Raw genomic sequence first — 11,099 nt, forward strand, 5'->3', positions numbered from 1 at the left:
CTTCCGCTCCAATCAACAGGTAACAAACTCAATTATTCGTTTAACACAGCCTTTTTATAAATTATCCTCTTTTCACTTCTGCTTTTAATGACTCGAGGAATTGTGCGAATGGCTCTGTTGCTGATTTTTGCTCGCCATATTTGCGGACGTTAACGGCATTTTCTTCTACTTCCTTGTCGCCGACAACGAGCATATATGGAATTTTTTGCATTTGTGCTTCACGGATTTTGTAACCGATTTTTTCATTACGGCCATCTAATTCGACACGGAAGCCTTCATTTTGAAGTTGTTCCTGTACCTGCTTCGCAAAATCAAAATGTGCTTCTGGTGAAACAGGAATTACTTGAACCTGGACTGGAGCTAACCAAGTTGGGAAAGCACCTTTGTATTCCTCGATTAAGAAGGCAACGAAGCGTTCCATTGTTGATACAACTCCACGGTGAATAACAACTGGGCGGTGCTGCTTGCCGTCTTCACCCACATAAGTTAGATCAAATCTTTCAGGTAGTAAGAAATCTAATTGAACTGTTGAAAGAGTTTCCTCTTTACCTAGCGCTGTTTTTACTTGAACATCAAGTTTAGGACCGTAGAATGCGGCTTCACCCTCAGCTTCATAATACTCAAGACCAAGGTCATCCATCGCTTCCTTCAGCATGCTTTGCGCTTTTTCCCACATCGCATCATCATCAAAATACTTTTCAGTATCTTGCGGATCGCGATAGGAAAGACGGAAGGAATAGTCATTAATATTAAAGTCTTTGTAAACCGCTAAAACAAGATTAACAACTCGTTTAAATTCGTCTTTAATTTGGTCCGGACGAACAAAAATATGAGCATCATTTAAAGTCATTCCCCGAACACGCTGAAGTCCTGATAAAGCTCCAGACATTTCGTAACGATGCATTGTCCCAAGCTCAGCAATACGGATAGGCAGCTCACGATAGCTGTGGATTGCGTTTTTGTACACCATCATATGGTGAGGGCAGTTCATTGGACGAAGAACCAATTGCTCGTTATCCATATCCATTACCGGGAACATATCCTCCTGGTAATGATCCCAGTGACCTGAAGTTTTGTATAAATCCACGCTTCCCATGATTGGAGTATAGACATGGTCATAGCCCAGACGCTGCTCTTTATCAACAATGTATCGTTCAACAACCCGGCGGATTGTTGCACCTTTTGGAAGCCATAATGGCAACCCTTGACCAACTAATTGTGAACTTGTAAACAGGTTCAACTCTTTTCCAATTTTACGGTGATCACGTTCTTTTGCCTCTTCTAATAAGCGAAGGTGCTCTTTCAAATCTTCTTTCTTGAAGAATGCAGTTCCGTAAATACGCTGCAGCATTTTGTTTTTGCTGTCACCTCGCCAGTATGCTCCGGCAATGCTCAACAATTTGAACTCTTTTATTTTTCCAGTTGACGGAACATGGACACCACGGCAAAGGTCAGAGAAGTCACCTTGTTCATAAATAGTCACAGTTTCATCATCCGGAATCGCTTCAATTAGTTCCAGCTTGTAAGGGTCACCCTCCGCTTTAAAGAATTGCACCGCTTCAGCACGGCTTACTTCTTTACGAACGATTTCAATGTTTTCATTGACGATTTTCGCCATTTCTTTTTCAATTCGTGGAAGGTCCTCTGGAGTAATCGATTCTTCAAGGTCAATATCATAATAAAAACCGCCTTCAATTACCGGTCCTACTCCAAGGTTTACTTCTTTTCCATAGAGCCTTTTAATCGCTTGAGCCATTAAGTGGGCAGTACTATGACGTAATATCTCTAAGGCATCTTTTGATTCAGGTACAACGATTTCTATTGAACCGTCTTCTTCGATTGGACGGCGAAGATCAAATAATTGACCATTCCATTTCCCGGCAATTGCTTTTTTCTTCAGTCCCGGGCTGATGGAAGCGGCAATATCTTCCGTTGTTGTTCCACGAGGGAACTCCTTCACTGCTCCATCTGGAAACGCAATCTTTACAACGTCTGACATGGTTATTCCTCCTTTTGATTTGGAGCGCACGGGACTAATTGTGTCTTGACCTGGCGCTTTATAAAAATAAAAAAACCCGTCCCTGGAAAAGGGACGAGTTTAATAAACACGTGGTTCCACCCAATTTTTCATTTTTAAAATAATCTTTAAAAATGACTTTAGGACAGGGTAACGGGCTGTTTCCCGTCAGGCGATTACTCACTTCAAAGAAGCGTTCACCGCTGAAGTTTAAAGGTGGTAAGCATTCAATCCGTGCTAGGAGGCTTTCAGCCTGGTCCTCCCTCTCTGGTAACCGTGAATAAATACTATTGTCCTTATCGTTACTTTTGCTTGATATATTGATGTCTAGCTTCAGCATTTCAGACTATGTACGTTATTATAATGATTCTATTTTGAAAAATCAATACACCAAGCGCACAATTTTACAATATTTTTCAAGCCCCGTTTTCATTTGCATTGTTTTCCTGCTGAATCCATTCCTTTGTAGGACGCAAACCCTTAAAGGATTTTACTAAAACTCTTTCTTCAAAAATGTTTCTAATGGTCCTTACAAGCGGTTCCTCTGGATTTTTCGTATAGAGCAGAATACTTTTAGGTGCAATCGATAATAAGGGTGCAATCGAAGCTGAATCTACATAGACTGGATGATTAAATAAAAGCTTCCGGTCTATCATTCTCATCAACTCTCCTCTTTTTATCTCTTCAAATTTCTCATCAAAAAAAGTAATTTCCTCATCAAAGAGAAGATGCAGCGTGTCCATTTTTGGCTCACGTCCTGTTAAAAAATCTCTTAATGTTTGGATAAACATTTGATATTCCTGCTCCATTTTATATTCGTCGATTGATATTTCCACGTAGCTCTCTAATACTTTTAAATAAGGACGCAATCGAAATTTAAGAAAGGAATCAAAAGAAAAGGAGACATTATCCTGAAAGATTTCCTCAACTGCTTCTCTAATGTTTGGTTCTTCCCCATTTTCCTTGATTAATACAGACAGGTCTTCCCTCTGGCCTTCAAGAACAGAATAAATAATCTCCATGATATGCTGCTGTTCTTCTGAATCCTCGAAAAAATATTGATCTTGTAAAATAGCTCTAAACCAATCATCACGCTTTATTTTTACGATAAATTCATAAAATGCAAGTTTGACCTTCTCCAGATTTACCTTTCTATCCAAAACCTTTACTATATATCGATCTTCTAAAAGAAGAATATCTTGATTACTTGGATTACCTCGAAAGCACTTCAGCAAGTGATCATAAAATCTCTTCGCATCCATCTTGCTTCGGAAGATGATTTCAGCCAACCAAATCCCCCCTCTCACCCATACTCTGTTTTACTATTTATATGGGGGACTTGGCCAAAATAGAAGTTAAGACATCAGAGATACACCTATATTGTGAAAAAAAATAAAAGAATTACCGAAACTAAATCGGTAATCCTTTCTATATTTTAATTAATCGCGCCGATTTGGTCCTTCCACCAGCACTGGTTCACTTAAACTTCGAATTCTTTCCATGATTCTCCGTGCTTTCATCTTTTCCTCTTCACCACGTTGACTGTAGGTTAAATGGTGCTCAAGTCCTTGAAAGTCAAAATTAGAGGTAAAGAAGGTTGGAAGCTTTTCAAGCATTCTGAATTGAAGGATGGGACCTAATACTTCATCTCGTGTCCAGCTAGAAACGGCTTCAGCCCCTATATCATCAAGCATCAGGATTGATTCTTTCTTCAGTGCCTCTATTTTTTCATTTAAGGTATTATCGCCAATTGCACTTTTCATTTCGCGCATCAGCTCAGGAACATAAACAATCATGGACGAAATTTGCTTCTTAGCAAGCTCGTTGGCTATTGCTCCTAACAAATAGGATTTCCCCACTCCAAACATTCCATAGAGATACAATCCCTTTGGCTTCAGGCCTGCCTCATAATTCATTAAAAAGGTGGCGGCCTTATCTCCTGCATCTAGACGGCCTTCGTCACCTTCAAAGTCCTCAAACGTCGCTTCCAATATGTCTCTTGGAACGTATAAACTTTTAATAAGCTTTTGATTCTTCTTATGTTCATCTGCCATCACTTTTCGAGGGCAGCGCTTATACACAACATCAATAGAGTTTCGTACCAGTACTAGGTCTGGATGATACCCTTTCATGAAATTAATACAGCCATCGAGACTCTCGCAGCGATTACATTCTTTACTTTGCTGGGTATACTCATAAAGCTTACTCATGCTTTTTTCAATCGTTTCCTGATTGAGCTCATTTTGGTGCTCTGTTAAAAAGTCATGAATATCAGGGTGATTGAGTACCTGCTTCCTCTGCTCTTCATAGCGCTTCTGAAAGCCTTCATTTGAGGCTAAGCGCTTAAGTGTTCGATTAATTTTTTCCATTTACGCTCACCCCCTATTTACGAAAGGCTTTTAGCTTTTCTTCTATTGCGCGTTTTCTCGCCTCAAGCTCTGTGTTATTTTCTTTAGCAGGCTCTTTAACACTTTCTTTTCCTTTATCGTCAAACCAATCTGGTAATACTTCTGTACGAATAGGTTTTTGTTTCGTAGATTTTCCTGTCTTTTTACTATCTTTGAAGCTGCGCTCCTCTTTCCTTGCCGCTTCCATCGCTTCCTTCACGGTCTTTATTTTAAGACGAGCCCAATGGCTTGCAATTGATTCAACAAAATTCTTTGTAAATTTCATATCTGTTTTTCTCAGGACAACCTCAATCAATACATTGACTACACCAGGGGGAAGTTTATATTTTATCATGACTTCTTCTAATATTTTTAAATTCGAAATAGAAGGCTCCACTCCACCTGATAGTTCTTTAAAAATGACAATCGGCGGTGTGGTTTCATAATAACGGATTAATTTTTCTTCCTGCGTTTTCGGTTCCGTTAATTGGACCTGGTGAACAGCCGGCTGGGTTCTATTTATCAGACTCGGAAGTTGATCATAATTTTCAAATTGATACCAATCTCGTGCCCCTTTTCTAAGGTCCTCGATATCAATTTCATCATTTTCATTAATGGCACCTAATATAAAGTTTTTCATTTCGATAGGGCTGATTCCATATAGAAAGGCAAGGTTACTAATAACCTCTTTTACCTTTTTGGTGAGTGACTTCTGAGGGACCAGCGATTCATTTAGACCCGCCAATAACATTTCAAAGTCAAAGGAACTGGTATCAATTTGAATGGGCTTCTGATCCTTTCTGCCAATAAATCCTAGAGAAGGTTCTGCCTCTAATTCCTCAGCATGCTCCTGCATATACTGAAGGCTGCCAGGAGTTGCCGAAGCAAACACATCCTGAAACTCTCTTGTCACCTCTACATAGTCCTCTTCCACTGGCTTTTGCTTATCACTAAAAAAGCGTTTTAACCTAGAAAAATGGTTTTTCCCAATTTTACGATATAAATAAATATTAAGCATTCCATCAAGGAAGAATTGCTCTGGATTTAATGGTGGATGGAGTTCATAAATAAAAGATCGTCCACTATCATCACTCTTCACATAAGTTTTTAATAAGCCAATCCCCTCAAGGTTCAGCCTTGCTTCATATATTTCCTTTAAATTGACACTTAACAAATTCATCAATAAATGATGGGTGGAGGATTCAGACCACAGTCTATTTTCTTCAAGCTCAGCCCATAGTGTCATATATAAGCTTAAACAAGTTGAGCCGATTAAGGGCTGATACAAAAAAGTCAACACTTTGCGATCATATTCATGCAGCAATCCATTTGACGTAACAAGATAACGGTCAATCGGAATCAATTCCTGCCAATGCTGCGCCATTTCATTCACCCTTTAATAAAAGTAATAAAGAGCCAAAGACCTCTTTAGCTCCTTAGGATTTCTCCTTGTTTATCAGTTCCTTTAATTCTTGAATAAAAACGTTTATATCCTTAAACTGACGGTAAACGGATGCAAAGCGCACATATGCCACTTCATCCACATGTGCCAGCCTGTCCATGACCATTTCACCAATCAATTCACTTTTTATTTCTGATATTCCTTGACTGCGCAGTTCCTTTTCTACCCCTTGGGTAATATCCTCTAATTCTTTTAAAGCAACGGGGCGTTTTTCACAAGCTTTAATTAAGCCTCGTAAAATTTTATCACGGCTGAATTCTTCCCTTGTACCTTCCTTTTTGACGACAATAAGTGGAATTTCCTCAATCTTCTCGAATGTCGTAAAACGATAACCACATTCCTCACACTCACGCCTTCTTCGGGTTGCACGACCCTCATCTACCGGCCGGGAATCAAGCACACGTGTACCATAATTTTGACATGAAGGGCACTTCATTTGATCAACTCCCAAATCAATCACTACATAAGTATAATATCTACTATTTATCTTATTAAAAAGAAAACGGTAACACAAGAAGTATTATGAGCTTTTTCCGATTCTAACAAGAGTATGTAATTTGTTCATTTTCTCGTAATAGGAAATGAGCCTTTTTCTTAAAATTGGATACAGGCCAATCGGTGAAAACTTTTCGGATGAGATGTTAAAGTCTACAGCCGTTTCCATTCCTCTCACAGAAACCACCGTTACGATTAAAAAGCAAGGTATCGGTTTATTGATTTCTACGGCAATCTCACCATGGTCTTTAGATACCGTAACAATTCTACAATCTGCATCCTGTCTAAATAACTCTTCAACAGAATGAAACACTTGGTTAAATGTAGCTTTATAATAATGAGTGTTTAGTGAGCTATCCTTTTGATGATCGGATGTTTCAATTTGTTTGCTAAAACGAATAAATATATTGCGAATGACTGACATGGTACCCTCCAAAAATAATCTTTTCTCTTAGTTTACAATACTTTAGGAAAAAAATAAAAAGAGGTGTACTATAAATACACCTCTTGCTGTTTATAATTTATAAAATTAAAGAGCTTTTGCCTGTTTTACATGAACAGGACCCATTCCACGTGGAATTTCAATATTTTCACGTGTTTGTGCATTCAATGCTTCTGCAATATAATCCGCTGCAACATTTGGATTTAAATCGCCGCATGTATACACATCAATACTTGCATATCCGTGCTCAGGGAAGCTGTGAATCGTTAAGTGAGATTCAGAAATAATAACAACACCGCTTACGCCTTGTGGTGCAAATTTATGAAATGCTACTTCACGGATTTCCGCACCAGATTTAAGAGCTGCTTCGACAAAAGTTTGTTCAATAAAATTCATATCATTCAATTTTTCAAAATCGCATCCCCATAATTCAGAGATAACGTGACGTCCCATAGTTTCCATATTCATTTTTCCCCCTCTAAACATTTTCGTTTCATTCTTGAAATCCTTATATTGACGGTATCTTGTAATTACCACGGGGGAAAGTTAGTCCAGAGAGGTCCTAACCCTTTAAGTAATTAATCGTTACCTAATTTCAAGAAGTTCACGATGACTAGTATACTAAGTTTATATTTTTTTTGCAACCTATCAATCTAAAATTTTTTACAACTTATTAGTAATTGTGTTTAAAGGGCTTATCTCCTCAGAAAAAAACGAAATTTCTAACTATATTATGCGAGTTTATTTGAAAAAGCTACAAAAAAAAATGCTGCCATTTGACAGCATTTTTTTTATCCGACTTTCACTGAATTTGAATTCGCCATTAGGTGTGCAACAAATAAGGTAAGATCGACAACGCGGGAAGAATAGCCCCATTCGTTATCATACCAAGCCAGCACTTTCACTTTCCTAGTACCCATTACCATTGTTGATAATCCATCAATGATCGCGGAGTATGGATTTGTATTGAAATCAACGGATACTAGCGGTTCCATTGTATAATCTATAATTCCTTTTAATGGACCATTCTTTGCTTCCACAAAGGCCTGATTGATATCATCCACCGTAACATCTTGTTTCAAATCGACTACTAAATCTACTAGAGAAACGTTTGGTGTAGGCACCCTAAGTGACATTCCATGCAGCTTCCCCTTTAACTGAGGTAATACCAATGCTAAAGCTTTAGCAGCCCCAGTTGTGGTTGGAATGATAGATTGTCCACACGCTCTAGCTCTTCGTAAATCTTTATGTGGATTATCGATGTTACGCTGATCATTTGTATACGAGTGAATCGTTGTCATTAAACCATTTTCAATTCCAAACTTTTCATCCAGCACTTTTGCAACAGGTGCCAAACAGTTTGTAGTGCATGATGCGTTCGAAATCACATCATGTTGAGTGATATCAAGCTTTTCTTCGTTAACTCCCATAACAATCGTAATATCCTCGTCCTTGCCCGGTGCAGTAATAATTACCTTTTTTGCCCCTGCGTCAAGGTGCAGACTTGCCTTGTCTCGTGAGTTGAATTTTCCGGTCGCTTCAATAACCACATCGATGTTTAACTCTTTCCATGGAAGCTGCTCTGGATTCCGATTGTTTAATAGCTTCACTCTTTTACCATTTACGATAAGCTCTTCGTCTAATGCTATGATATCCCCCTGAAATGGTCCATGAACCGTATCATATTTTACTAAATGAGCTAATGTTTCTGCTGGATAGCTCGCATTAATAGCAATAATATCAAGCGTATTTTCAAGGATCGCTTTTCTAAAAACCATCCTTCCAATTCTCCCAAAACCATTAATTGCAATTCTCGCCTTCATTGTACGGCCCCTTCCTTAATATGTTATACTCATTATCTTGTTTCGATGTAATTAGTATAACATATTCAGCTGAATAAGTGATATATAAAGTGCGGATTTTTAAAAATGTTTTACAATTCAGACATATTACATACCAATTATGTTTATAAGTTTCTTTGTCTAGTCAGTAATTCTGATTCAAAAGCATAAAAAAAAGAAGGGCTAGCCCCTTCTTTTTAAATGTATTATGGAGTTGTTATTCCCCAGCCTGTCAAAATCTCAATGAGCTGTCTTTTTGTTTCGCTGATTGACCCATTATTGTTGATGACGGCGTCGGCTAGTGCTACTTTATCTGATAGGGGCATTTGTGAGCTTATTCTTGCCTTTGCATCTTCTAATGACAGGTCATTACGTTCCATCAGCCTATTTAGCTGAATATCTCTGTCTACATATACAAGAATGGTTTTTTCGACCATATGTGTTAGTTTACTTTCAAACAGCAGCGGGATATCGAGGACAATAACTTGTTCCCCGCGCGCCCTCGCTGCTTCCACTTGATTATTCATCCTTTTCCTAACCTCAGGATGAACGATGCCATTTAGGAGCTGTCGTTTTTCAGCGTTATGAAAGATAATCGAACCCAGTTTTACCCTGTCGATTTCCTCAGTATCTAATAAAATATCATCACCAAATTCAGCAATGATTTTTTGATAGGCTGGTTCTCCTTTTTCAACAGCTAGGCGGGCTTCTACGTCTGCATCAATGACAGTGATGTCCATTTCTTTTAACATATTTGAAACTGTACTTTTTCCACTGGCTATTCCGCCCGTTAATCCGATTACTAGTGACATACTTTATTCCTTTCACATTATCATAATTTCCAAATACCAATGATAATTAATAAAATCCCTGGTAAAAAGGTAAACTTTTGGACCCAATTAAATTTATGAAAAAAGGCTCCACTTTTAATTCCAAAAAGAAGAAATAAAGAACTCATGACCGCAACACTGATGGCTAGATAAAAGGGTGAGAATCCTAGCATAGCTGCTCCAATTCCAGCACCAAATGCATCGATTGATAGGGCAAATCCCAGCATAAATGCCTCGATTCCAGTAATGGTGCCCGAACGATCAAAGTCCGCTGACATTGGTTTTCTTAATATATTAACTGCAATTCCTAGTGAGCGGATTTCAAAATTAATAATCAGCTTTTCATGTTCGAGCAGCTCTTTATCCTTTTCTTTTTCTGGCCTAAAAAATTGATACAATACCCAGGCGCCGAGACCGATTAAGATAAAGCCCCCGAGGCTTGCTGTTATAGTAGGAGATAAAATTTTTTCTAGGCCATGTCCAATTGACACAGCAATCATTAATGAAATTGCTGAACAGGTTGCAATTATAAGAACTGATTTAAGCGGCAGTACCATTTTTCTTAGGCCATACGTAAACCCTACGCTAAAGCTATCAAGACTGAGAGCAAAAGCCAGCAGGAGAAGTGAGAACAATTGAAACATGATGTCTAGGGCTCCTTCCGTCAATCACTACGATAGTATATGGGCGGAGCCTATCCTTTGTTATTAAATTGTCTTTACACTTCTACTGCTTAAAGCTTTTGGCAGCTAGGACAAAAATGCGTTCCCCGGCCGCCTACAGTCGTTTTTTCGAGCGGAGTTCCACAGTTTTTACATTCTTCCCCTTTACGTCCGTAGGCATATAATTCAAGCTGGAACATCCCAATTTCCCCTTGCGAGTTAACATAGGAGCGAATGGTACTTCCCCCTTTTTTAACCGCTTCATCTAAGGTCTTAACAATTTCTTGATGCAGTAAAGTTAATTCAGCTTCACTTAAAGAATTAGCGAGCCTTTCAGGGTGAATTCCGGATCGGAACAGAGCCTCATCCACATAGATGTTACCTAGTCCGACAAAGACTTTTTGATCTAAGAGTGCAGGCTTCAGCTTTCTGGTTGTCTTTTTCAGCTTCTCAGATAAATAGTCCACTGTGAACTCTTTTGAAAACGGCTCTGGTCCAAGGTCAATAAGCGGAGGTTTTAGAAATTCCTCCCCTTTTTTATACAAGTGCATGGTTCCAAATTTACGAACATCCCGATACCGTAATTCAGTTCCATCAGTAAAATGAAAAATGACATGAGTATGTTTGTCATACGGTTCTTCTTTTGGATAAAGTCCGTACTTTCCTTCCATCCTTAAATGGGAAACGAGGGCGAAGGTTTTGGTATAGATGATTAAGAACTTTCCTCTTCTGCCGACGTCCTCAATGGTTTCTAATTTAAGGGCGTCAATAAATTGTTCAACCTCCACGGGATTTTTAATAATTTTCGGCCAGTGAACGGTTATATTCTCAATTTGTTTATGTGAAACAAGCTGTTTTAACGTTTTTCTGACGGTTTCTACTTCAGGTAATTCTGGCAAAAGTTCTCCCTCCACTGTCCAGCTACAGCGCCTAGGGGCTCGGGGTCATAAGCATGTCTAGTTT

The 11,099-nt window shown here is 38.7% G+C and carries 11 protein-coding genes; all 11 read right to left on the minus strand.

The features are described 5' to 3' along the window. Positions 1-61: 61 nt before the first annotated feature. Positions 62-1,999 carry a threonine--tRNA ligase gene (gene thrS, locus CHI06_RS12465; protein WP_095248879.1) on the minus strand — a complete coding sequence of 646 codons (1,938 nt, stop codon included), beginning with the start codon at positions 1,997-1,999 and terminating at the stop codon, positions 62-64. 434 nt (positions 2,000-2,433) lie between these two features. After that, on the minus strand, positions 2,434-3,306 hold the full coding sequence (ytxC, locus tag CHI06_RS12470; RefSeq protein WP_095248880.1) for a putative sporulation protein YtxC: 873 nt from the start codon (positions 3,304-3,306) through the stop codon (positions 2,434-2,436). 150 nt (positions 3,307-3,456) lie between these two features. Beyond that, entirely contained in the window at positions 3,457-4,386 is a 930-nt protein-coding gene (gene dnaI / locus CHI06_RS12475) for a primosomal protein DnaI (RefSeq protein ID WP_095248881.1), read from the minus strand. A gap of 13 nt (positions 4,387-4,399) precedes the next feature. After that, entirely contained in the window at positions 4,400-5,788 is a 1,389-nt protein-coding gene (locus CHI06_RS12480; RefSeq protein ID WP_095248882.1) for a replication initiation and membrane attachment family protein, read from the minus strand. A gap of 52 nt (positions 5,789-5,840) precedes the next feature. Then, complete coding sequence (gene nrdR, locus CHI06_RS12485) at positions 5,841-6,302, minus strand: transcriptional regulator NrdR (RefSeq protein WP_045523558.1); 462 nt, start codon at positions 6,300-6,302, stop codon at positions 5,841-5,843. An 84-nt stretch (positions 6,303-6,386) separates the two neighbouring features. Beyond that, complete coding sequence (locus CHI06_RS12490; protein ID WP_095248883.1) at positions 6,387-6,785, minus strand: hypothetical protein; 399 nt, start codon at positions 6,783-6,785, stop codon at positions 6,387-6,389. Positions 6,786-6,890: 105 nt separating this feature from the next. Beyond that, positions 6,891-7,265, minus strand: a complete 375-nt coding sequence (gene speD, locus CHI06_RS12495) for an adenosylmethionine decarboxylase (RefSeq protein WP_095248884.1) — start codon at positions 7,263-7,265, stop codon at positions 6,891-6,893. 329 nt (positions 7,266-7,594) lie between these two features. Then, positions 7,595-8,626, minus strand: a complete 1,032-nt coding sequence (locus CHI06_RS12500) for a glyceraldehyde-3-phosphate dehydrogenase (protein WP_095248885.1) — start codon at positions 8,624-8,626, stop codon at positions 7,595-7,597. 224 nt (positions 8,627-8,850) lie between these two features. Further along, positions 8,851-9,456, minus strand: coding sequence for a dephospho-CoA kinase (coaE, locus tag CHI06_RS12505; RefSeq protein WP_095248886.1), 606 nt, complete (start codon positions 9,454-9,456; stop codon positions 8,851-8,853). A 20-nt stretch (positions 9,457-9,476) separates the two neighbouring features. Beyond that, positions 9,477-10,118: a sporulation membrane protein YtaF gene (gene ytaF / locus CHI06_RS12510; RefSeq protein WP_095248887.1), complete on the minus strand. Its 642-nt coding sequence runs from the start codon at positions 10,116-10,118 to the stop codon at positions 9,477-9,479. Positions 10,119-10,207: 89 nt separating this feature from the next. Then, entirely contained in the window at positions 10,208-11,035 is an 828-nt protein-coding gene (gene mutM, locus CHI06_RS12515; RefSeq protein ID WP_095248888.1) for a DNA-formamidopyrimidine glycosylase, read from the minus strand. Positions 11,036-11,099: the final 64 nt, after the last annotated feature.

The sequence above is a fragment of the Bacillus sp. 7884-1 genome (assembly GCF_002272245.1).
GTDB lineage: Bacteria > Bacillota > Bacilli > Bacillales > Cytobacillaceae > Neobacillus.